The organism is Paenibacillus vulneris, from assembly GCF_039543185.1.
GTDB lineage: Bacteria > Bacillota > Bacilli > Paenibacillales > NBRC-103111 > Paenibacillus_S > Paenibacillus_S vulneris.
Map to the genome: position 1 here is coordinate 162,527 of NZ_BAABJG010000055.1, position 24,191 is coordinate 186,717.

Below are 24,191 nucleotides of genomic sequence, written 5' to 3' on the forward strand. Positions count from 1 at the left end.
AAAGATTACGTCGAAAGATAAGCTGAGCATTGTCGAAATTCATGCCCGAATAGCCTGAGAAGCGGTGCCATGGATTCGAGTGCGTTAAGGCACTCTGCGGGAAGCTCCGATTTGTATTACGCCATCATGCCAAAAAAGACTGTCCGCAGCAGCAAAATGCTGACGAACAGCCTTGAGGTTCTTTTACTATAGGTTAATAAATTAAGAGCCCTTCTTAATTACATCATGGTCTACATAACGCTCGCCGTTCAGCTCGCTGATAACGTTAATGGCTACCTTGGCACCGTCGCCGGCCGTAACGATGGTATGTACACTGACACCCGCCGCCGTACCCGCTGCCCAAATGCCGGGAATGGACGTTTTTCCTTCCGGAGATGTATCGATGACGGTCTTGATTCTAGGTTCGGTACCGTCTTTGGTTTGCAAGCCAATATGCTGCGCCAGATCGACGAGGGCACCGGTTGCCAGGATGACATGCTTGCCTTCGTAACGATCGTTTTCCGTCTCGACCTGGAAGCCTTCCCCTGCTTGGGTTACATTGCTAACCTTGGCATGCACCAGCTCGGCGCCGAATTTCGCAGCCTGCTTCTGGCCGATCTCGACCAGCTCGGCCCCCGTCATTTCCATGATGCCGTAATGGTTTTCCAGCCAAGCGCGTTTGGTCATGCCCTGGTCACTGTCAATTAAAAGCGTTTTCTTCCCTGCCTTCGCTGCGAACAATGCGGCGCTTCCGCCTGCAGGCCCTGCTCCGATAATAACAATATCATACATGCTCGATACTCTCCCTTCATATTATCATTCGATGTCTAATGATGCGTGTCCATCCTAATACCATGCTACACAACTTGGAATGGAATGTCAAAATGCATTTCAGGCATCTCTTTCCATCCCATCAATAATATGCTAAATTAATTTCAAATCTACCCTACTATATCAGGAGGAGACGTACATTCGATGAACCGGAATCAATGGCAGCAGTTGGAGAACGGGATTTCTGAAGAGGAGCTGGCTTCTTGGAAAGCATCGATAGACGATGGCGGCTATTCCGCCTTTCACATGCTTTTGGAAGGGTTCAAGAATAAGCTCAAGCAATTTCAGGAGGACGATGCGGACGCCATCATCTCCTGGATCACCACAGCTCGGGATTTATTCCCCCAGCCTGAGCGGTTTAGTCCCTCTTGGTCCCAGGTCTGGGATGAATTGCAGCAAATCGCCGAGGTTAAGATCAAGCTTCTGCAAACCGTTGCGCCCGGCGAGCGGGAGGGAGAGTGGCAGCTTATTCTCGACAATCCGCATACGATTCAGGAAGTGGTATGCCACACGGGATTGTCATTTCATGAAGCAGCCTATCTCTACAGCTATTTCCGGCCGGGACTGCAAAAAAATGAGTACATACGGCTGCAAAAGGTTCAAAGCATGTACACGGAAATCGGTTCTTAACCCGAAATTGAGCATACGAAACGCACAAAAAGCGCCTTTCTCTCGACAGCATCCGTGAAGACCTTAACGGTTTTCAACACGGAATGTCGAAGGAAATGCGCTTTTTATCGAGTTCTGCGCTTACCCGGGAAATGGTTGAATTTCGCGGGAAATTTTCTTACCAAGCAAAGACGGTCTTACCTGATTGACCTGGGGCCGTCGCTGCAGCTATCGCCTGTTGAAAATCAGTTATTGCAAATCGCGCCCCCGGGGCATCCAACTGCAGCAGGCCCTTATGAACAAGCTCCATGATGCAGACGATCGGCTTGTGCCATTCCTGAACCTCTGCCTTCTCCACCCAATGACGCAGCCAGTACATGGCAGGACGGATCCCCGTTGTCCGGGCTAAGCGAATCCAATCGACCGGAATTCCGGATAGAAGGCCGACACTCACCACTATGCCTCCAAAGGAGATGCAGCTTGCCAGCTCCTCAGCCGCCGTACCTCCGATGGAATCGATTCCGAATCCAGCCCCTCGCCCCTTCGTTATATCCATAACCGCTTCATGCAATGATGTTGCAGATGTATTTATAACATACTCAGCCCCCTTCAGCAGCAAAGCTTCGGTATGCAGATCATTTCTTACAGCCGCAATCACGCGAAATCCAAACACTTGGGATAACTGAGCGAAGATCCGCCCTATGGAGGAGCCAGCTGCGTTGATCAAGACGAAGTCGCCCTCGGTGTCAGCCAGGTACTGTTGGCACAGCAGCCAGGCAGTCACCGGGTTAATGTACAGCTGGGATGCAGTATCATCGGAGATCGTATCCGGGACAGGAACTGCCAGCTCCGCAGGTACCCGCACATAGTCCTGCCAAGTACCCTCTCCCCTGAGTGGTAGAACCCGCCGGCCAAGCATGGATACAGATACATTCCTTCCTGCCTCCACCACCTTTCCGACACCCTCATACCCGGGAATCATGGGAAGGGCAACCCGATGTGCGTAAGCTCCTTGGATCGGAATCAGATCAGACGGATTGATAGGGGAGCTTATCATTCGTACCAGCAGCTCACCCGGCCCGGGCTGTTCCAAGGGCTTATTATGAAGCTGAAGCACTTCAGACGGATGGCCAAAACGGCTGCAGCTTAAGTAGTAGGCATTCATGCTTTTCATTCTCCTCAACCGTTGTAACAGAATAGAAGCCGATTTCTCTGCGTACAGAAAAATCGGCCTGGGATCACCTATGTAGATTACCTAGTCGGCCGGCACCATGTCCCACTCATGAATTTCATAGCCTCTGGCCTGGTGAATAACATAAGGATCATTCAATGCGAAAGCCTCTACCGCTTCCAGGGATTCCGCTCTGTAGATGACCATTCCTCCGGTACCGTCAACGAACCGTCCGTTGGCAAAAATATGTCCCCGGCTGCGCATTTCTGACAAATATTCGAGATGCTGCGCGCGGTACGTTTGACTCTTTTCTTCATCGAGCATGGGCAAGAATACAACATAATGCTTCATCGTCAGCTTCCTCTCGCAACTCTACTAGTAAAATTTATCCCTCTATTATATGATAAACCGCTCCGAATATCTAATATCGTTTCACTTCATTCTCCCTTAGTTATTGGCCTGCCGCCGCGTGGTCAGCCTCTTCCCATATATCCGTACTGATCGGATAAACCGCGCTTTTGCGGAACTGTGAGGGGGATATTCCTTTCTTCTGATGGAACAGACGGGAAAAGTAAGACGTGGTCCACCCCAGCTTTTCGCTGATTTCAGTGACAGTCCACTTCGTTTCCTCCAAATACTCCATCGCTTTTTCCAGACGCTTCTCCTGCAAATATTGCATGGGGCTCATGCCGATATGATCATTGCATATTTTAATAATATAATGCGGGTGAAATCCGAAATGATTCGCTATGTCCAGTAAGGATAGCTTCTCGGACAAATGCTCGTTGATGTAAGCCGCTATCGGGAAATCCGAATAGGCTCCGTCCTTCATTCTAGAGGCATCTTGTATTTCCGCCCTTTGCCCTCTGCTTTTTTGCAGCAAGGACAGCAAGGTTCCTTTAAAGCCGGAATCTATCCGGTACAAGGTTAACGGGTCGGGACATTTGCTGAATTCCATCGTAAGCTGAAACCACTGCTTTAAATCAACCAGATCGTCATTGATGCATGTGCCGTAGCTCGGGGATTCGGCAATGGCGTGCACCAAGCCTTCGTCATTAAGCTTGAACTTATAATCTACGGCAACCGACTCTTCTTTGAAGTAGAACGCGTGTCTCGAATTAGGCGGTATTAAATAATAATATCGCCCGGCTACGGGATACAGGCTGTCGTTGAACTGCATCTCGCCGCTGCCTTTGTGGACGATGACCAGCTGGTGAAAATGTTCATGCACATGAGGTGAAATGGTTCGCTGTTCCGAATAATCATTTCGAGCAATCTGCAGCATAGTTAACTGAGCATCTCTCAATAATTGTTTGGATTCGTGGATCATCTTCATGTCTCCTTCTCCCTTGTCTGGTCAGATTTGATACGATGCCGGAGTGCTTCCCCCCTTTTTTGAAAAGGGTTTCAAAAACTCTTAGCGATGCCTCCTGCTCTAGAATAGACTAACAAGGCTGCATTTGGGAATTGGGAAACTTATTATCGTGTTATGCTTTCTTACGATCATCAGCTTAAAATAACACCACAAAACATAGCGAGTCTGTTGAGAAGCCTAGAAAGCCGAGTTATGATCAACATACCCCTGTGGGGTATATCGCTCCCGCTTGAGGAATGGGAAGATCTGTTCAACATGAAGTAGAGTAAATGATAAAATGACGTTGCGGAGATGTATATTTTTCCTATCTTTACTATAATTGCATTTTTTTATGTTGATTGTGGCGGTTTCATCATTACTTATTGCTATCTCAGGTAAGCGACAGTTTTATTGGATTTCCGCCCTCGGGATATATGTATTCAGTTTTATAGCAGGATTTTCGATAGGACAACTAACCGTTGGTTTAACATTGATACCACTAGCTTTGGCAATTGGTTGTTCTTCAGGTTCGATAAAAACAAAAGTGGATTACTTATTGGCCGCAGGAGTTGGCTTTCTATTAGGAGTTATTGTTGTGATATTTGTTCATTTTTTAACGTTGAACCTAATAAAAAAAGACATCCTCTCTCTAGAAAGAGCAGATGTCTATTTAGCGCCTACTTTACTAAGGAAGCGGCATTGTCTTGTCTCTTGAGCCCAGTTTTGGCAGATTTCAGTTCAGCCCGGCTCCAAACGAAAGTAAGCACGAACGCGACGACACCGATCAAACCGGCGAAATAAAAGCCGCTTCTCAGCCCGCCCCATTCATTAATCCATCCCGCCAGGAAAGGTCCGGCGAACATCCCGACGGCATACACGGCCTGATAGAATCCCATCGCGGTCGCCTGCTTCTGCGGATGAATCTTTTGAATCGCAAGCGTCAGCATGAGGGGGAAATAAATGCCCTGGAAGAAGCCGTTCAGCATTTGTGTGATCACAAGGCCGGAAAAGCTGCTCACCATGGATATGGCTGTAGTACAGGCCGCACTGAATAGAAAAGCGATCAGCACCAGGTTCCACGAGCCGAATTTCGGTGCCAGCCATCTTCCCGAAATGTAGTTGCTGAAGGCATGCGGCACCATGAATGCGAAGACCAGCACGGTCAGATCGAGCTGGCTTGCCCCCAAAGCCAAAGCATGTGAAGGCGTGAAGCCAAACATCGTAATAAACAAAATGCTGTGGGCTAATATAGAGAGCACAGATACTTTAAGTAGCAGCGGCTCCTTCATGACCTGAACAAGATCCTTCAGCTCAATCGGTTTGCGAGATACTGCATGTTTCGGTTCAAAAATGAAGAAGCTCGCCAATAAGCCAGCCGCGCCGATTATGCTGCCAAGCCAAAAGGTAGAGTTCCAACCCCATTCCTTCACCAAATAACCGCTGACGCTCATTCCGATCAATTGACCGCTTGCTGTCAATAAGCTGATCAGGCTCATGGCTCTCGTGGCCTGCTCTTGGCTGAAGTAGCTGGCGTACAGTACGGTGAACGCAGCCCAAGTCGAAGCCCCGATCCCGGAAATAAGACGTCCGGTCAAGATCCATCCGAGATGTCCGCCAAGCGCGAAGCACAGACAGCTTATCGTCGTCCCGATCATTCCAATCATAATAAAGGGCTTCCGCACCTTCATTCTGTCCGAGGTAATACCTAGAGGAAGCCTAAGTATAATTTGAACGAAGCCATAGCTCCCGAGTACTAATCCGGCGAAGCTGTAAGTTGCCCCCATATGGTCCAAATACGGCGACAAAATAGGAATATACGTATACAGGGAAGCCCAGTAAAACAAGGTCACCAGAATAAAGATGAAATGATGCCTTCGGGACGGAATAGCTTGCTTTTCATTCATGTTGATGTCTCCTTGAGATTTGCTATCCACACTATAGTACGGTTTAGGCCGATTGTAAATCCTTCTTTCCCTGACTGCGAAAAACGCCGGCTCCCTTAGGGACACCGGCTTCATACAGACATGACTTACAGGCTCATCTCCAGGATGGATCGTACATCCGATTCGTGCAGCGCCTTGAAAGAGCCGACAGGACCGAAACGAACGGTTTCTTTGGCCATCCGGTCCAGCTCCTTGGCGTCGATGTTCAGCTCGCTTAGACGGCTGGGAGCCCCGATTCTGGTGAAATAATCGCGTGTTGCCTGAATCCCTTCGAGTGCGATCTGCTCATCGGATTTGCCCGCAGGATCGACCTGCCACACCCGAACGGCAAATTGAACAAATCGGTCCAGCCTCTCTTTGTAGACGTATTTCATCCAGTTCGGGAACAATACCGACAGCCCTTCAGCATGGGCTATATCATATATCGCACTGACCTCATGCTCAATCATATGGGTTGCCCAGTCATTTTCCATGCCAACACTGATCATCCCCCCATTCAGAGCATACGTGCCGCAAAGCATCAGATTCGCTCTGGCTTCTTCATGTTCCGGGTTATGAAGAGCTTTTTCTCCATTTTCGATAACGGTTTGAAGAATAGATTCACAGAAGCGTTCCTGAAGAGGCGTATTCGTCGTCCGGCTGAAATATTGCTCGAATACGTGAGACATCATATCGACAATACCGTTCACAGTCTGATTGCGAGGAACGGTATAAGTAAGAGCGGGGTCCAATATACTGAAAGCCGGATAGCAATGAATACTTCCAATCGCTTTCTTCAGCTGATCCTCCCAGTTGGTAATTACAGCGCTTCCGTTCATCTCTGAGCCCGTTGCCGATAAAGTAAGTACCGTCCCCAAAGGAAGAGCGGAATGGATGTCTGCCTTCCGCATGAAAAAATCCCAGATATCCCCTTCATAAGGTACACCGACTGCGATCGCTTTTGCGGCATCGAGCACACTCCCTCCGCCTACCGCAAGAATAAACGGAATGCTGTATTCCCGGCATATAGAGATACCTTTTCTAACCGTGCTTACACGCGGATTCGGTTCCACGCCCGGAAGCTCGTGCACCTCAACGTTTGCTTGCTGAAGCAGACGCATAATCCGGTCGTACAAACCGGTCGTTTTGATGCTTCCGCCGCCATAGACGAGCAGCACTTTACTGCCGTATTGCGATACGGCACTGCCTAGTTGGTCGAGCATCCCGCTGCCGAACATGATGCGGGTCGGGTTGTGGAATTGAAACGGATTCATAGTTGTTATCCTCCTTCAAAGGGGATGCTTCCCCTTGGATTATGGTAGTAGTGCTGAAGAATCTCCCCTCATTATAGCTTTGTGAACCAGCATTGAAAATGACTGACCTGAACCACTCTAACTATCCTTGCCGTAAGCTGCTTCCCCTATGGTCACCTATAGAAACAGCCACCAAGCCTTTTCCATGGCCTGATGGCTTGCTCCTGCTCCACTCCACTATTGTCTGATAATTGGAATATCTCTTTTGATTGCCGCATATTGGCGAGCCCTCAGTCTGGTTTTACGGCGTTCGATAGTCCGGCTACCCATACAATTAGTTCATTTCAATCGTTCTATTAACCCGTAATAGCGCTCTTGACCTGTTCCCATAATCCGAAGCCGGCTTGTCCCATAGGAACGACAAACGCTTTCCACGCGAGGACGAAGGTCAACGTAATGCACAGGCTTTCCACTAGAAAGCCGCTGAATTTCCCGGTACTCATAAGAGGAACAACCAGCTTCCACTTGGACGGCGGGAACGGATGAATCCCCTGCTTCGTAAGCACATCGCATACCAGATGAAGCGAGTAAGATAGAGCGCCAGCAATCCATAATGTAACGCCAAGCACAATCGATGCATAATAAAGCAGACCTCCCCACATCAGAATCCCGTAGATGGAGTGGGTTAATCCCCTGTGCGGAAGAATGGCGCATATCATCAGCAGAGCTCCGACTGTTCCTAGCCAAGGTCCTGCAAAAGCGCCCAGATACAGCAGCAGCCCTCCCAAAAGAATCATAAGCAGCTGGCGAAACGCCCGCTGATTCACAAGACACATGATCAATAACAAGGCGCCGGCAGCATAGCTGTACGGAGTAAGAAACGATTCCCAGTAAGCATAGATCATAAATCCGATACTAGCCAGCGCGAACAGCCATCTTAGTTTGGTCAGCAGCCCTTTGGGCAATGTTTTTTGCAGCAGCAGACTGTTAGGTTCGTCTATATCGGGCAGCAGCGAGCTGACTATCGATACGGCAGCTGCAGGGATCGTAACGCCTTGACCGGTCATTTGCAGGATCGATAAGGTCACCCCAGTACTAACTATCAAGTGGGTTCTTCCCGTCATAACTTAATAAACTCCTTTGTCCGCCTCATGAAGTATAGCAGGATGTATTGTTATATTGTACCATAAAAACGACACTAAGGCGAACAAACGTACGCTTTCACCTATAAAAAAAGAAGCCCTTCTTAATAAGGACTTCTTTGGTGTGAATCTGTGCTGCACCTGAGTTAGTTCGCTGCCTGCGTCTTCTTCGCTGTGAGCATCTTGGCATCCTTCCAGTTCCCCCACACGTAGTACCAGATCGAGAGTATAATACCGATCGTAAATCCGATAGGGAAGCTCCACCAGATGGCATCCAGGCCGTATTTTCCGCTCAAAAAGTACGAAATAGGAATCCGAATACACCATAAGGCCAGGAACGTGGTTAACAACGGCACCATAACCGCCCCGGTTGCCCGAACGACCCCGGACACGACAAATGTAATGCCGAACAGAATAAAGCCCCACAGGGTGATGAGGTTAATACGCATCCCGATGTCGATCGCTTCCTGGTCATTCAGGAAAAGACCGAGCGCCTGCTTATTGAACAGGTAGATCAGACCGACCAATACGCCGGTCATGACGAAATTGATTATAATCCCCATCATCGTCGTTTTATGGACGCGATCCCACTTACCCGCTCCCACATTTTGTGCCGCCAGTGTCGAGACCGCTCCGCCTATAGCCATGGCCGGCATCTGAACGTAGCTCGATAGCTGCATCGCCGCGCCAAAAGCCGCCGTAGCCACGGAGCCATAACCGTTAACCAGGTTAATTACCGCGATAGCGCTTGTTGACACGATCAGCATTTGCAGCCCCATCGGCACGCCTTTTTTTACAAGCGATCCGATAATTTGACCGTCAAATCTCAGATAAGGCAAATCCTCGCGTGTGATTCTTAAATAATGCTTTTTACGATAGAGGAATATGATAAGACACACCAGGCTGGCAAACTGTGCGATGACCGTCGCGACGGCAGAGCCGGATATTCCTAAAGCCGGGACGGGTCCCCAGCCGAAAATGAACAGCGGATTCAACACGATATCCAGGAACGTGGAGATTAATAGAAAATAAAACGGCGTTCTTGCGTCTCCCGCTCCGCGCATGATCATCATGATAAAGTTGTACACGTACATAAACGGCAAGCCGATGAAAATAATACGTAAATACGAAATGGCAAAATCCATAGCGTCAGGCGGTGTATTCATCCCGCGCAGGATGGCCGGGGAAAACACCAAGCCAATGGCGGTTATTACCAATGACAATAATAGAAAGAACAAGGCGCTTGTGCCGACTACCCTTTTAGCCTGCGTTTCATCCTGCGCTCCTACACTCTGTCCGATCAGGATCGTAGAAGCCATTCCGATACCAAACACCAGGCTCAGCAGAAAAAACATAATATTGTTTGCATTGGATGTAGCGGCGAAGGCGCTCTCACCCAAATAGTTGCCAACCCATATGGAATTGATCGTTCCGTTCAGCGATTGAAGAACGTTCCCCATTAGCAAGGGCAGCGAAAATAAAAACAGCTTTTTTCCAATAGATCCTTCCGTTAGCGATGAGTCCATCTGATAGGCCATAGTTCACTCTCCCAGCGCAAAGGGCAGCCATTAGCTGCCCTAAACTTCTTTTACAGACAAATTATTTACCAATAAAAATAATTATATCCAATCGAACACCTCACGTAAAGTCCAAGTATATAGGATGATCTATGACATCGAATGTGACAAAAATTTTAAAAAACCGATTCCAAACGACACTTTCTTCTGATACTATAGTGAAAGTGTTTTTAGATCCGAAATTATTCTATCTCAAGGAGTGTCGTTATGCTGCAACGTGAAATTCAAGTTGACGAACGTCCGCCGCTGCTACAGAGCATCCCTCTGAGCTTACAGCATTTGTTTGCGATGTTCGGCTCCAATGTCCTGGTGCCTTTATTGTTCAAGGTAGACCCGGCAACCATCCTTCTGATGAACGGTATTGGAACCCTGCTCTACCTGCTCCTGTGCAAGGGCAGAATTCCCGCCTTCCTCGGGTCCAGCTTCGCCTTCCTGTCCCCGGTCTTCGTTGTCCTGTCAAGCCAGTCCTATGGTGCGGCGCTTGGCGGCTTCATCGTAACCGGTATCATCTTCATCCTGATCTCGTTGCTGATCAAATTTATAGGCACCGGCTGGCTCGATGTCGTCTTTCCTCCGGCAGCCATGGGAGCTATCGTTGCGGTTATCGGTCTGGAGCTGGTGCCTACGGCAGCCGGAATGGCCGGTTACATCAAGCCTGCCGACGCACCGGCAGATTGGAGCTTCGATCCGAATGCGATTCTGATCGCAACGGTAACATTGCTGATTACGATCATAGGCAACGTCATGTTCCGCGGCTTTCTTAAGATCATTCCAATTCTCGTTGGAATCATATGCGGTTATATCGTAGCCTATTTCCTAGGTTATGTGAAGTTCGATGCGGTGGCTCAAGCATCCCTGTTATCCTGGCCTACTTATTACAAGCCGGAATTCAGCCCAAGCGCTATTGCCATCATCGCTCCTGCCGCTCTGGTCGTAGTCGCCGAGCATATCGGCCACCTGATTGTAACAAGCAATATCGTCGGTAAAGATTTGTCCAAAGAGCCCGGGTTGTTCCGCTCTTTGCTCGGCAACGGAATTTCGACCGTCATATCCGGCTTCGCAGGCTCTACTCCCAACACTACATATGGCGAAAATATCGGCGTTATGGCCTTAACCCGTGTATACTCCACTTGGGTTATCGGGGGAGCGGCCGTCCTTGCCATCCTGCTCTCGTTCTGCGGAAAGCTGGCAGCCTTGATTACTACAATCCCAACTCCCGTTATGGGAGGCGTATCCCTGCTGCTGTTCGGAGTTATCGCGGCTTCGGGGATCCGGATGCTGGTCGAGACCAAGGTCGACTATTCCAAAGCGACCAACCTGATTTTGACGACCATTGTACTGGTTATCGGAATCAGCGGGGCTACGGTGACTATTGGCAGCTTCGCGCTCAAAGGAATGGCGCTCGCTACCATTATTGCTATCCTGCTCAGCTTGTTCTTCAAGCTGATTGAAACCTTAAAGCTTTCCAATGAATAAGACTCACATCAGGCTCTCGTAGAAATAACGGCTTTGCTCTATAAAAAGACATGCCCTAAAGCATCATTGCGGTGCTAAGAGCATGTCTTTTGATTATTTTCCGGTAGTTATGCGTTATCCGTTTTTCTCCAATATGGAGAATACTATCGTCTCGCCATCGCTTTCAACATGCACCTCAACAGCATAGGCTCCGACCTGTACAGTATGCGTTTCCACAGCCTGACCTAGAACTACCTGATTATAGACCTGCAGGAACAAATCATCGAATGCCATCGCATCGAATGAGAACAAGTAATTCGTGAACGTCTTGATCGCTTCCTGATTCCTTGCCAGCATCCCCTCTTGCACATGCACCGTGACACCGTAGGTTTTATACTCCGGCTCCAGCCACAAGGATACCTCTTCACCCGATACGGCAGAGGCGCTGGATTTACTCAAGTCCTTCGCTTTCGCTTCCGCATCCTTATACAGCTTGAGCGTCGTCTCCTCCAGATCATAATTCGTTCCCCGGCGTTTTGCTGCTTCCTGCAGCACATCATAAGCCTTCAGCATTTTCTGATCGGGAAAAATCAGCTTCTTGTAGCTTCCGTCTTTGGCAGGAACGATCTTCTCCAATGAGTTATCCGCCGTCTTCACGCTGATACGCTTATCCTTATGTACAATTCTTTCCAATATGGTCAGTGCTTCCGCCCGCGTCACCTCCCGGCCGATTCCGAAATACCCGTTCGGATAACCTTCCATGATTCCTTTCGCATAGGCTTCGGCAACAAACCTCTGCTCCCGCGGCTTCGCGCTCTGAAGGTCCCCCATGACAGCCGCTGCCGCCATGCTGTACTGTTCATTTTCCAAATACTCGGTTTCCTTCGCCGTATAGTAAATGACCTCGGCAACCTGCTCACGCTTCAGCTTTGCTTTGAAATCCGGAAATTGGCTTTTGCTTATAAACTGCAAATCGCTGGCCAAATCGATGTAAGGCTTCGCCCAATAGCCTACCGTATTCGGTTTAAAATCAAAGTTCCGGTAATCCTGCTGCAAAATGTTGCGGTTCCCTGCACTTAATGACTGTGTGAACTCATTTGTCCATTTGCGTTCCCCATTCGGATACACCTGGGTGTACGACAGCAGCAGCATTTTAATAAACTGATCTGCTGTTACCGGATCATTCGGCCGGAAGGTCCCATCAGGAAATCCGTCCAATATTCCTTCATCTACCAATCGCGTAATCGTTTGTTCCGCCCAATGCCCCTTCACATCTTGAAAAAGCGGTTTTTCAACCGGCTGACCCCACGCAGTTCCAGATAAGCCCGTAAATAAGGCCATCGAGACTGCCATCCAACGCAACATCTTCATCCTGCTTATGCCCACTCCTCTTTGTCGGTGTCGAAATTTGTTGTTTCGTGTTGATACCAAACCATCTTTAAGAATAAAGGCAAATCTGTGAAATGGGTATTCACCAACAATCCTAAAATCAAATGGATGAAGTTATGGCGAACATTAGTTCGAAAGTCTTTCCGTCCGTGTAAAAAGTCTCAAAAATCGCTTCCATTCCCTGTTAAAAAACCTTTGCTTTAAAGCCCATAAGCCAAAATAACCATATTTTTAAACCTTTTTACCTCTTTATCCGCTTCATCAAAACTCTACACGGAGCTTACATTCTTCGAACATTCAAGCATTAGGCTAAAACAAGAAGTCTTGCCGACCATGACTTGTACGCAAGTCAACTGTTCAGCAAGTAACAAAGGATAAGGAGAAAGCGGCAGGAAGGTGCCTAGCGCGGAACAAAACGTTTCTTTCTGCAAATACTACGGGTAATTAAGGCAGAGGAGGCAGACCTATGAAGAAAAGGACATTGTACGTCACGTTAATCATTGGTATCCTGTTGTCGTCCCCGCAAGCCGCATCACAGGCTGAAGAAAAGCCGATCCTGTCTTTTTCCGTACTTAGCGATATTCACATCCAATCGTGGGATATCCGAGCGCAGGACAAATTCAAAGCGGCATTAACCGACCTGCACCGTATTAATCCGGAGGAAGATGCGCTGATCTTGAACGGCGATTTAACCGATGGCCGGCAGGAGGATTATGATAAGTTGCAGGAGCTGCTTAGCCGCTCACCGCACCCGGACGCGGTTTACTCAACTATGGGGAATCATGAATATTACCAGGCTTGGCATGGAGCAGAGGGGCAATGGAGCGAAGCAGGCTTTCCCAACGGGGAGACGGAAAAGGCTTCTATCGAGCGTTTTTTAAGGTTTAACGGGGAGCAAGCTGTGTATTACAAAAAGCGTTTGAAGGGTTATTCTTTCATTGTCCTCGGTTCCGAGCAGTACCGGCAATCGGACAGCGAGAATCGCGAGGATGCTTATTTATCCCCTGGGCAGCTGGATTGGCTGCAGACGGCGCTGCAGAAGGAGGCCTCGAATCACCAGCCGATCTTTGTCTTCCTACACCAACCCCTGCCGAATACCGTCTCCGGAACCACCGGCTGCTGCGTCAATAACAGAGCCGTGATCCAGCACGAGCAATTAAAAAAGATATTGGCCAAATACCCTCAGGTCATTCTGTTCACGGGACATACTCATTGGGAATTGAAGCTACCTGATACCTTGGTGAAAAACCGGTTTGTCATGGTCAACTCTTCTTCCGTAGAACAACCATGGACCGGTGATGCCAGCGGGGCCGAAAAACCATTGGAGCCCGAAGCCAGCGAAGGCTTGTACATAGAAGTCAGAAAAGATTCAGTGACGATCAGAGGCCGCGACTTCTATAAGCAGCGCTGGATTCCTGAGGCCCAATTTGTTATAAAGATTCGTTAGGAATCATGTCGCGGCATTCCAATAATGTTAGACTACCGCACTAAGACCGCTGTATTGAGAGATAGCCAGCAGCAGATCATGATGAATGGGAAGAATGAATTGCGCCGATCCGAGTGGAAAGATGCCGCTGCGATTGTGCAGAATCGCTTGTTGAGCATGAATTTTGTAATGAGGCATGCCTGCTGACATGTTCATCAATTCACTTCCTTGATTGCGGCGGTTTTTGAACGTGATAGCTTTCAATTCGGCTATGTCAAAAGGGACGATACTGACGATATCTTCGAGCTTGATGTGATAGTTGACATGCGGCTTCTGGTAGACCAATTCCTTCGTGGATACGGTAATACCGAAGTCTCTTTTTTTATGAACCAGCTTTAAATCCCCATCTATGGACTTGATGTGAATAAATGAATCATTCATAAGTATTCCCTCCTTAGACTATTAGACAGTGGAATCATCCTCTTCTGCCGGGCAGTTCAGGCGAGAGCATAAAAATAAGCTTTCAAGAAGCATACCACAATCCTCCCTAATGTTCCATGCTTGCTGACTAAGAACATCCGTTCTTTTCTTTCTCCGGATTTCTGCTATGATAGAAGATAACGATACCGGAAGCGAAAGAAAGGATTTATTCCATGAGCCTACAATTGACAAGCAAAGTCATCAAGCAGTTGTGCGGCCAGCTGGCTTACGACAAAGGAGATGTCTATTATCAGGCAGGTAAGGCCTCTTTGTTCCATTACGATCCCTGGACGGCCCTCTTCGAAATCAAGGTAGCCGAGGACAAAAAGAACCTGCTGCATTGTACGGTACAATTCGATCGCCGCGGCAATGTTCTGGCAAAATGTACTTGTCCCACACTGAAGTCCTATGACAAATATTGTAAGCATATCGCCGCAGCCTTGCTGTACATTCAAGCAGCCCGCCATGACGGTACGGTTAATCTTGAGCCCCAGGAGACTTCGTCCGAGTCTGAAGAGCTTCCAAGTGTTGCGGATACCGGTTCAGCAGCGGCAGACGCACATATCGTGGGAGACATGCTGGGCTTGTTCGCCGTGAAGCCGCTTCGAACCGTTCGAGCAAAGTCCCTTCTGGATGAGAGGGCGCCGCTTCAAGTGGAGATCCTATGCAAGCCCTTCGCCTATGGCTACCACAAGTATATGTTCGGCATCGAAATAAGGCTGGGACCCAAACGGTTATATATCGTTCAGCATATAAGGGATTTTCTTGACCGGCTTGAACGCGGGGAATCCGCGACATTTTCCCCGCAATTCACATATGATCCGAAGCTGCACAGCTTTCAACAGGAGCACGATGCGCTGTTTCGGCAATTGATCAAGATCCATCGGCATGAGAGCATGTATCGGGAAACAGCCGGCCGGACACCCGGAACCGTTCCGCATCAGTCTAACGATCGTCTGCTCCCGATCCCGCCTTTTTTCTGGGGGGCGCTCCTCCCTCTGCTCTCTTCCGCTCCATCAGTCAAGCTTGATATGGGCGGCCGCCTGCTTGACGGGCTTCAGCTTAGCAGCGAGCCTCTGCCGGTTAGCTTTGAATTCGATCGTTCATCGACGGATTACGTGTTATCCGTTAAAGGCTTGGATCGATTAATGGTCATGGAAGCTTATGAAGTCGTGTTGTCAGAAGGAAAGCTGATCCAGCTGAAGGAGGATTCCTGCAAAAGGCTGTCGCAGCTGAAGCAGATGCTGGAGTCTTCTCAGAAGCAGACGATCCTCATTCAAGCCGAACAAATCGAATCCTTTATGGAAACCGTCATTCCTGGCCTCATGAAGCTCGGCTCCGTCCATATTTCGAAGGCGGTAACGGAGCGCATTACACAGATGCCTTTACAGGCCAAGCTGTATCTGGATCGAGTCCGTGACCGGCTCCTGGCCGGACTGGAATTTCATTATGGCGAAATCGTCATCAATCCTTTGGAGTCACATCGCCCTCATGGGGGGACGGACCATATCCTTTTGCGCGACGGGGAACAAGAACGACGCATTCTGGAGCTGATGGACCAGAGTGCCTTCGTCAAGACGGAAAGTGGCTATTTCATGGAGGACGAGGAAGGCGAATACGATTTTCTGTACCATATCGTTCCCGAGCTGGAAAAGCTCGTCAAGGTGTACGCAACCTCCGCCGTGAAAGTCAGACTTCTCCTTACGAATCCTCCACCGAAAATCATGGTGGATGTGGATGAGCGTACAGATTGGCTGGAATTCAAATTCGATATTCAGGGCATTCCTGAGTCGGAAATCCGCTCACTGATACAGTCTCTGGAGGAGAAGCGCAGGTACTACAGACTGCCGAACGGCGCCTTGATGCCTCTGGAAAGCGAAGAGTTCCAAGCGATCGTAAACTTCATGAACGAAGTCGGTTTACGCCAAAATGATCTTAAGGGAACGGCCTTCCAGCTGCCTGTCACCCGTGCGCTTCATTTGACCGATTCCCACACCCGCAATCATTCGATTCAGCTGGGCAAATCATTCCGAAGACTTCTGGAGAATCTGCGCAATCCGGACCATCTTGAGTTTCCCGTTCCGGATAATCTGGATTCAGTACTGCGGGATTACCAGAAGTACGGGTATCAGTGGTTGAAGACGCTAGCCCATTACCGCTTCGGTGGTATTTTGGCTGACGACATGGGACTTGGTAAGACGCTGCAAAGCATATCTTTCCTGGTATCCGTGCTCCCGGAAATCCGAAGCCAGAAGGTGCCCGCCATCATTGTTTCCCCGGCCTCGCTGACCTATAACTGGCTTCATGAGCTGAACAAGTTTGCTCCTGAGCTCCGGGCCCTTGTTGTGGACGGCACTCGGGCAGAGCGAAGCCGTATGGTAAAAGCCGCATATCAGTATGATGTGATCATCACATCCTATCCGCTGCTGCGAAGGGACCTGTCCATGTATGTGGAGCCGTCGTTTCATACGCTGATCCTCGATGAGGCTCAGGTATTCAAGAATCATACAACCCAGACTGCACAAGCCGTAAAAGAGCTCCGGGCCCAATATCGGTTTGCTCTTACCGGGACACCGATAGAAAACCGCTTGGAAGAGCTTTGGTCCATCTTCGACGCTGTCTTCCCCGGCTTGTTCGCCAGCCGTAGAGCATTCAGCGAGCTAACCCGGGACCAAGTGGCCCGCCGCGTCAGACCTTTTCTGCTGCGCAGGTTAAAGACGGATGTCCTCCGGGAGCTGCCGGAGAAAATCGAGTCGTTGCAAGCCTCCGAGCTGCTGCCGGATCAGAAGAAGCTGTATGCAGCCTATTTGGCCAAGCTTCGGCAGGAAACGTTGAAGCACCTGGACGAGGACACCTTCCAGCAAAACCGGATCAAAATACTCGCCGGATTGACGCGCCTTCGCCAAATATGCTGCCATCCCGCTCTCTTCGTCGAAGATTATGCAGGCAGCTCCGCCAAACTCGAGCAGCTTCTCGATATCGTGGAGGAATGCCGCGGCGCCGGAAAGCGAATGCTCATTTTCTCTCAATTCACAGAAATGCTGAAGTTCATAGGCAAGGAGCTCGGGTATCAGGGGATTCGCTATTTTTATCTGGACGGTGACACGCCTACCCGCGAACGTGTAGAGCTGTGTAATCGATTTAATGACGGTGAGAGGGATTTGTTCCTGATTTCCATGAAAGCGGGAGGTACGGGTCTCAACTTAACCGGAGCAGATACGGTCGTGCTGTATGATTTATGGTGGAATCCCGCTGTCGAGCAGCAAGCGGCAGACCGTGCCCACCGTCTCGGTCAGAAGAGCGTTGTGCAAGTCATTCGTCTCGTCAGCCGAGGAACCGTGGAAGATAAAATGTACGAGCTTCAGCAACGAAAGAAGCATCTGATCGATGAGATTATCCAGCCTGGTGAGGGATCCTTATCCTCCTTATCCGAGCAGGATATCCGCGAAATCCTAATGATAACTTAGCCCCACAAAGATGATCATACAAAGAAGCCTTGCCTAAAGGGGCCATCCCTATAGGTCAAGGCTTCCTTAATATGCCTAGATCAAAGATTCCGCGCCATCAATGAACAGCTCTGTACCCGTAATATGGCTTGATGCGTTCGATGCCAGGAAGGTGACCAGATCTCCGACCTGTTCCGGCTGCCCTGGAGCATGCTCCAGAGGCTGGTTTCCTTCCGGATATTTCACGGGGATTTTGATTTTTTGCAAATCCGGCGTCGGATGCGTGCTTTCACTGATATGTGTCTGGATAGAACCCGGACAAATGACATTGACTCTTATCTTGTAGCGGGCCAGCTCCAGCGCAGCCATTTTGGCAAATGCCATTTGCCCCGCTTTGGATGTGCTGTAAGCGGACATACCGAAGTTGGAGAAGACACGGTTTCCGTTAATGGAGCTCGTGACTATAATGCTGCCTCCCTGCTCTTTCATGTAAGGAATCGCGTATTTTACAGTGAGGAAGGTACCTTTCAGATTCGTCGTAAGCGTATGATCCCACTCATCCGGATTCATCGTTTCAATCGGCGCAAGCACGCCGTTAATACCGGCATTGGCAAATACGATATCGACTTTTCCCCATTTCTTGGCGACCGATTCTATCGCTTCCCTCACTCGATCCGGATCAGACACGTCGACATCGGCAGTAAGAGCTTCGGCATTCAAAGCTTCGATTTCGCTCTTGACCTGCTCCGTACGGCTATCCTTCAGATCCAGCAGCCCTACCTTAACCCCTTGCGCTGCCAGCGCCAGCGCCGTCGCTCTCCCGATACCCGAGCCTGCGCCTGTGACAACAGCTACCTTATCCTTTAGCTCTGGGTACATCGCCTTCGGTTTTTGAATCGTTTGCGTATTCATCTCTCTGCACCTCAATTCTTCGTAGTTAACTGACTTCCAAAGACAAGCTTATTTTGCCATGTTTCACAACAATTATGAGGTTCTCGAAACCGGAGCGAGTTTATGCTACAATACTTGAGTTGCAAGAACTCGTTCGTTTCTTTTTACCCTGATTGAAAGCTTCAGAAACCGGAAAATGAGGCCCAGAAATCAGCTTATGGATAACGCACACATTTTAAGGGGGATCTACTATTCATGCTTATCATCGGTATCGCAGGAGGGACAGGGTCAGGTAAAACTACCGTCGCCCGGTCGGTTATCGACAACCTTGGCAGCAGCCAGGTTACCTTTATATCGCAAGACAATTATTATTGTGATCACAGCCATCTGAGCTTTTCTGAACGGGAGGCCATCAATTACGATCATCCGCTGGCGTTTGATAATGTATTGCTGTTAGAGCATCTGAAGCAGCTCAAGCAAAATCAACGGGTTTCATCCCCGACATATGATTTTTCTACTCATTCCCGCTCAAATATAACCAAAGAGCTTCAGCCTAATCCCATTGTCATTATCGAAGGTCTTCATGTATTATCCGATGAGCAGCTCCGGACGATTCTGGACATCAAAGTATTCGTCGATACGGACCCGGACGTACGCATTTTGCGAAGAGTGCTCCGAGATATTCAAGAGCGCGGCCGGACAATCCAATCGGTGTACGATCAATATTTGACAACGGTCAAGCCTATGCATGAAGCATTTATTGAACCGTCCAAAAAATATGCCGACATCATTATTCCCGAGGGCGGTCATAACGAAGTCGGCATCCAGCTGCTTACCATTCTTACGGAGAAATACTTACAGTCATCTTCTGTGTTTCCTCATTGAATAAGAGGATGAGGCGCGGATCATTCTTCAGCTTCACATTGCACAGCTTTAGATCATGATCCGATAGCTCCATCAGCTGCCAATCCCCGGTTTCGAGCACACCCTGGGAACGTAAAAAATCACTGTAAGCAGCTCGGGCTTCCTCCTCATCATCCCAAAACTTGGTACCGTAGTACGCCAATTCATATGAATTGATTAGGGTGCAGGTAAAGATTTGAGACGTTTTATCGTGCTTCAATACGAACGGCAACGGGATGTCCTCCTCATAATTTATAAGGCTTTACATAGAAAAGGCACGATCTCCATCGGAGATGGTGCCTTTTTCGCGCTTGGAGCAGATAACTTATAGATAAGGGCTTTCATGCTTCGCCTTCAGCATGTTCCAGCGGCGTTCGACTTCATCCTCGAACAGCTTGTAGGACTCTTCATACTCCGGCTTGGTCATATGCTTCGTCTTGCCCATCGTTTTCAACCAGTCGGATAACGGGATCTTCTTGCTCTTCTCCTCCGGATTGTAGGTGATATTCGTGACTCCGTGTTCCACCTCGTATAACGGGAAGAAACAGGAGTCCACCGCGGCGCCGACAATGTTGGAGCCTTGCTGATCCTCGGAGAGCCAGTTCAACGGACAGGCGATAAGGATTTTGCCGTATACCAAACCTTCATTTTGCGCGTACCATTGGGCTTTGGCCGCCTTGCGGACAAGGTCCTGCGGGAAGGCTTCGGAACCGGTAAACACATAAGGAATATGAGTCGCGGCCATAATTTGTGCCGTGTCCTTATGGTGGAATACTTTGCCGCCCTGCTTGGAGCCTACGTTGGACGTCGAGGTTCTATGGCCCATCGGCGTCGAGTAGGACAGCTGGGCTCCCGTGTTCATATAGCCCTCATTATCATATTCCAGAATGATCATCTTATGGTTCCGCAGCGCGGCTCCGATAGCAGGACCCATACCGATATCCATCCCGCCGTCTCCTGTAATCATAACAAAGGTGAAGTCGTCCTTCAGATTGAGCTCATCAAGCTCTCCCCTGCGCTTGCGCTCCCAGAACATCTCGACGACGCCGGATAACGTAGCCGCGCCGTTCTGGAACAGATTGTGAATGTAAGTGGCCTTGTGCGCCGAATAAGGATAACCGGTCGTTACGACCATTGCGCAGCCCGTATGGAACAACGCTACGATATCCCCTTCAATGCCCTTGAAGAATAGCTCCAGGCCCGAGAAAATCCCGCATCCCGGACAGGCCCCGTGCCCTGGCGCAATCCGCTTAGGCTTCTTGGTCAAGGAACGGAGCGGCGGAATCCGCACATTCAGCTTGCCTGTAGCTTCGTCCGGAGTAACGGTGATAAGTCCTGTTTTCAGGTCCTCATATTTCATCGGATTCAAGACCCGCTTCGGCGCTTTAGCCGGATCGCCAGGGGTATGCCCGTAGTAATCAAACGGCACCTCTACCTTGCCTTTTTCCACGGCTTCTATAGCAAACCGGAACAGATTATGGCCATCCTCCGCATAAAAATCTTTGCCGCCCAAGCCGTAGATGCGGCTTATAACCATCGTATCGCGGTTGCCGTGGGTAAACAACGCCGCCTTGATTTCGTTGACCATGTTGCCGCCATGACCGCCGTACGAGTCCGCCCTGTCGCCTACCGTGACCGCTTTAACGTTCTTCAACGCTTCGGCAATCGCCTTTTGCGGGAATGGACGAATCATATTCGGAGCGATGGATCCGGCTTTAATGCCTTGAGCTCGCAGCTGATCGACCACATCCTTAATGATTTCGGAAGCCGAGTTCATCAGGAAGACGGCCACCTCCGCATCCTCCATCCGGTACAAATCGAGAATAGGATAATCGCGTCCCGTCAGCACTGCATACTCTTGGCGAATCCGGTCATACACATGCTCCGCGTTGTACATTGCCACGGACTGCTGATAACAGTTGTTGATGTAATCCGGCTCATTCATGTATGGACCTACGGTAATCGGATGATCGCGATCCAGCGTATCGGCAAAGCCTGTAGGAGGTCTTTCTCCCACGAAGGCATGGACGTCCTCGCGATTGGCGAAGGTTTGTACCCGGCGTTTTTGGTGGGAAGTGAAATAACCGTCCGAAGCTACCAGCACCGGAAGACGGACTTCAGGGTCTTCCGCAAGCTTCAGTGCCATGATGTTCATATCATATACAGCCTGAGGATCGCGGCACATCAAGATAGGCCAGCCTGTGTTCAAAGCGTAGTACAAGTCGGAATGATCCCCGTGAATATCGAGGGGACCCGATACGGAACGGCATACGAGGTTCATGACCATCGGAAACCGGGTTCCGGACTGGACCGGCATTTGTTCGAGCATGTATAAATAGCCGTTGGCGCTTGTCGCATTAAACACGCGGCCGCCCGCAGTCGATGCACCGTAGCATACGCCTGCCGAGCCATGCTCTCCATCCGCCGGAATCAGCTTAATGTCATGCTGGCCGTTAGCTTTCATCAGATCCAGGAATTGCGCTACTTCTGTAGATGGTGAAATTGGAAAGTATCCCATGATGTGGTAATTGATTTGATGCGCTGCATAAGCGGCCATTTCGTTCCCTGACTCATATACAATACGCTGCTCCACTGTACCTTGAGAAACCTCTTTCTTAATCTCAATTGCCAACTGGAATTCCACCTTTCAGGTAAGCTGTTTACTTGATTGACAGAAAGCTCATCCGTTCACGGCCAGATCAAAACGATGCGGAACACGATGCTGATCGGCATAACCGTCCGTTTCCCTTGCGCTGGACAGCGCTTCGGTCGGGCACGCCTGTACACACTTCAGACAGCCTTTGCAGTATTGATAGTCGATGCCTTGCAAAAACATCTGCGGCCGCCCCTTCTTATCAGGCTGTTCGTCCCAGACGAAGCAAAAGTCCGGGCAGACCGTATCACAGGCAGCACAGTGTATGCATTTGTCATCGTGGAAGTGAGGCATCATTCCCGCGCGGGAAATGCTCAAATCCTTCAAAATGCTGTTGCCCGGGTTCGTCACAAGACCGCCCATCGGCTGTGTTTCGTAGCCCAGGACCGGCGTGTCCTGACGGACAAACGAAGGCATTTGTGCGCCTTCCGGCAGTTCGAAGGTTTGGAAGCGAACCTCGTTGTAACCCCTTTCAAACGTATTTAGAGCCGGTTGAACGGCTTGCGGGTATTTTTTCTCGAGAGACTTGCGGATTACGTTCTTCATTGTGTCCGGATTCAGGAATGGACAGAGCCGGAACAATGCACCTAACATCGCCATATTCACACGGTTCTTCTCTTCAATCGAAATGCCGATGGCGTCGATAACCGCAATGGTACCGCCCATCATTTTCAATTTCTCCTTGAGCTCTTCAGGCTCTTTGGCGGAATTGACAAGCACAAGGCTGTCCTCGTAGATCCCGCTTACGACATTTACCGTTTTGGATAATGATTCATGAAAGATCCCTACCACATGAGGTCGTTCCACTGGCGAAGTATCACGTATATTCGTATCGTTATCACAGAAGCGAATATGCGCTTTGACGGCAGAGCCTTTTTTCTCGGAACCGTAGGAGGAGAAGCTGACGCCGTTTAATCCGGCGCCTACCACTCCTGCTTCAGCCAGCATCTTTCCTGCCAGGTTGGCACCAAGTCCCCCTATGGATTCCAGACGAATTTCAAAAAAGCCAAGCTCGTTCTTTTTAGGTAACGTAACCATTGCATGACTCCTTTCGAGAATGGACTGCAGCAAGTAGTTTTCTAAATACTATTTATATTCTAAATAGATCGACAAATTCCTCTCTTGCCAAAAACTTTTTTCCAGTTATACCCGAAATAATCCATTTCCGTTCAATGGGATGTCCGTTTCCTTATCCGGAAGCAGCCCGTCATTCCTTCCGTTTACCGCTACATCGACAAGCCACTTCGTGAAATTGGCCACTTGCATAGTTTTCATTTCTTCCAGGGAGAAAAATCCGGCCCCGTCCACCTCAACACCATCGGCCTTCGGCTCTCCGTCTACATATTCCATTTCAAAAGCGATATACACATTATGAATATTGCGAGGCTGGTCGCGTAAGGCAACGATCCCCTTCACCTTCGTATGAACGCCGGTCTCCTCCAGAACCTCGCGCACAACCGTTTCCTCTATCGGCTCCAGCTGCTCGATATAGCCTCCCGGGTTCGTCCAATTTCCTTTGCCGGGCTCCTGCGCTCTGCGTACCAGAAGCACTTTATCATCCTTGATGACCAGCGCTCCTACACCGATGCTGTAATTCCCCCAATGAACCGCATTGCAATTCGTGCAAACCCGCCGATCGACACCGTCCAGCTGGCGCGTCTCCATAGGATGGCCGCAGGACGAGCAATAATTAACCGACATGTTCACACA

General features: G+C 49.5%; 20 protein-coding genes. 5 read left to right on the forward strand and 15 right to left on the reverse strand.

Features of this window, described 5'->3' with window-relative positions; translation table 11 throughout:
* Positions 1–201: 201 nt before the first annotated feature.
* Positions 202–771: an FAD-dependent oxidoreductase gene (locus tag ABEA66_RS33525; protein ID WP_345594477.1), complete on the reverse strand. Its 570-nt coding sequence runs from the start codon at positions 769–771 to the stop codon at positions 202–204.
* 183 nt (positions 772–954) lie between these two features.
* On the opposite strand from ABEA66_RS33525, the gene ABEA66_RS33530 reads away from it, so the two are divergent.
* Positions 955–1,440, forward strand: a complete 486-nt coding sequence (locus ABEA66_RS33530) for a hypothetical protein (protein ID WP_079909288.1) — start codon at positions 955–957, stop codon at positions 1,438–1,440.
* A 157-nt stretch (positions 1,441–1,597) separates the two neighbouring features.
* On the opposite strand, the gene ABEA66_RS33535 is transcribed toward ABEA66_RS33530, so the two are convergent.
* From ABEA66_RS33535 to ABEA66_RS33565, 7 genes are all read right to left on the reverse strand, one after another.
* Positions 1,598–2,584 (reverse strand): zinc-dependent alcohol dehydrogenase family protein, encoded by a 987-nt coding sequence (locus ABEA66_RS33535; protein WP_345594481.1) that lies wholly within the window; start codon positions 2,582–2,584, stop codon positions 1,598–1,600.
* A gap of 90 nt (positions 2,585–2,674) precedes the next feature.
* On the reverse strand, positions 2,675–2,941 hold the full coding sequence (locus ABEA66_RS33540; protein ID WP_345594483.1) for a YciI family protein: 267 nt from the start codon (positions 2,939–2,941) through the stop codon (positions 2,675–2,677).
* Between the two features lie 100 nt (positions 2,942–3,041).
* Positions 3,042–3,926 carry a helix-turn-helix domain-containing protein gene (locus ABEA66_RS33545; RefSeq protein ID WP_345594485.1) on the reverse strand — a complete coding sequence of 295 codons (885 nt, stop codon included), beginning with the start codon at positions 3,924–3,926 and terminating at the stop codon, positions 3,042–3,044.
* 695 nt (positions 3,927–4,621) lie between these two features.
* Positions 4,622–5,848: an MFS transporter gene (locus ABEA66_RS33550; RefSeq protein ID WP_345594487.1), complete on the reverse strand. Its 1,227-nt coding sequence runs from the start codon at positions 5,846–5,848 to the stop codon at positions 4,622–4,624.
* 125 nt (positions 5,849–5,973) lie between these two features.
* The gene (locus ABEA66_RS33555; RefSeq protein ID WP_345594489.1) at positions 5,974–7,140 is read right to left on the reverse strand and encodes an iron-containing alcohol dehydrogenase; all 1,167 of its coding nucleotides are present in this window, start codon (positions 7,138–7,140) and stop codon (positions 5,974–5,976) included.
* A gap of 335 nt (positions 7,141–7,475) precedes the next feature.
* The gene (locus tag ABEA66_RS33560; protein ID WP_345594492.1) at positions 7,476–8,243 is read right to left on the reverse strand and encodes a metal-dependent hydrolase; all 768 of its coding nucleotides are present in this window, start codon (positions 8,241–8,243) and stop codon (positions 7,476–7,478) included.
* 164 nt (positions 8,244–8,407) lie between these two features.
* Entirely contained in the window at positions 8,408–9,799 is a 1,392-nt protein-coding gene (locus ABEA66_RS33565) for an MATE family efflux transporter (protein ID WP_192701676.1), read from the reverse strand.
* 246 nt (positions 9,800–10,045) lie between these two features.
* Here ABEA66_RS33565 and uraA point away from each other — a divergent pair, with 246 nt between their 5' ends.
* Positions 10,046–11,314 carry a uracil permease gene (gene uraA / locus ABEA66_RS33570; protein WP_079909280.1) on the forward strand — a complete coding sequence of 423 codons (1,269 nt, stop codon included), beginning with the start codon at positions 10,046–10,048 and terminating at the stop codon, positions 11,312–11,314.
* A 114-nt stretch (positions 11,315–11,428) separates the two neighbouring features.
* Here uraA and ABEA66_RS33575 read toward each other — a convergent pair whose 3' ends face one another.
* Entirely contained in the window at positions 11,429–12,664 is a 1,236-nt protein-coding gene (locus ABEA66_RS33575) for an S-layer homology domain-containing protein (RefSeq protein WP_345594497.1), read from the reverse strand.
* Between the two features lie 484 nt (positions 12,665–13,148).
* Here ABEA66_RS33575 and ABEA66_RS33580 point away from each other — a divergent pair, with 484 nt between their 5' ends.
* On the forward strand, positions 13,149–14,129 hold the full coding sequence (locus ABEA66_RS33580; protein WP_345594499.1) for a metallophosphoesterase family protein: 981 nt from the start codon (positions 13,149–13,151) through the stop codon (positions 14,127–14,129).
* A gap of 27 nt (positions 14,130–14,156) precedes the next feature.
* Here ABEA66_RS33580 and ABEA66_RS33585 read toward each other — a convergent pair whose 3' ends face one another.
* The gene (locus ABEA66_RS33585) at positions 14,157–14,549 is read right to left on the reverse strand and encodes a hypothetical protein (protein WP_079909277.1); all 393 of its coding nucleotides are present in this window, start codon (positions 14,547–14,549) and stop codon (positions 14,157–14,159) included.
* A 212-nt stretch (positions 14,550–14,761) separates the two neighbouring features.
* On the opposite strand from ABEA66_RS33585, the gene ABEA66_RS33590 reads away from it, so the two are divergent.
* Positions 14,762–18,055 carry a DEAD/DEAH box helicase gene (locus ABEA66_RS33590; protein ID WP_345594501.1) on the forward strand — a complete coding sequence of 1,098 codons (3,294 nt, stop codon included), beginning with the start codon at positions 14,762–14,764 and terminating at the stop codon, positions 18,053–18,055.
* 75 nt (positions 18,056–18,130) lie between these two features.
* Here the strand turns inward: ABEA66_RS33590 and ABEA66_RS33595 are convergent, their stop codons facing one another.
* Positions 18,131–18,946, reverse strand: a complete 816-nt coding sequence (locus ABEA66_RS33595; RefSeq protein WP_079909275.1) for an SDR family oxidoreductase — start codon at positions 18,944–18,946, stop codon at positions 18,131–18,133.
* 234 nt (positions 18,947–19,180) lie between these two features.
* On the opposite strand from ABEA66_RS33595, the gene udk reads away from it, so the two are divergent.
* The gene (gene udk / locus ABEA66_RS33600; RefSeq protein WP_345594504.1) at positions 19,181–19,810 is read left to right on the forward strand and encodes a uridine kinase; all 630 of its coding nucleotides are present in this window, start codon (positions 19,181–19,183) and stop codon (positions 19,808–19,810) included.
* On the opposite strand, the gene ABEA66_RS33605 is transcribed toward udk, so the two are convergent.
* From ABEA66_RS33605 to ABEA66_RS33620, 4 genes are all read right to left on the reverse strand, one after another.
* Positions 19,767–20,060 (reverse strand): hypothetical protein, encoded by a 294-nt coding sequence (locus ABEA66_RS33605; protein ID WP_345594506.1) that lies wholly within the window; start codon positions 20,058–20,060, stop codon positions 19,767–19,769. The two genes, udk and ABEA66_RS33605, sit on opposite strands and share 44 nt — an antisense overlap.
* Positions 20,061–20,153: 93 nt before the next feature.
* Entirely contained in the window at positions 20,154–22,460 is a 2,307-nt protein-coding gene (locus tag ABEA66_RS33610; RefSeq protein WP_345594508.1) for a thiamine pyrophosphate-dependent enzyme, read from the reverse strand.
* Positions 22,461–22,508: 48 nt separating this feature from the next.
* Entirely contained in the window at positions 22,509–23,519 is a 1,011-nt protein-coding gene (locus ABEA66_RS33615; RefSeq protein WP_345594511.1) for a 2-oxoacid:acceptor oxidoreductase family protein, read from the reverse strand.
* 105 nt (positions 23,520–23,624) lie between these two features.
* Positions 23,625–24,182: an NUDIX hydrolase gene (locus ABEA66_RS33620; RefSeq protein ID WP_079909270.1), complete on the reverse strand. Its 558-nt coding sequence runs from the start codon at positions 24,180–24,182 to the stop codon at positions 23,625–23,627.
* Positions 24,183–24,191: the final 9 nt, after the last annotated feature.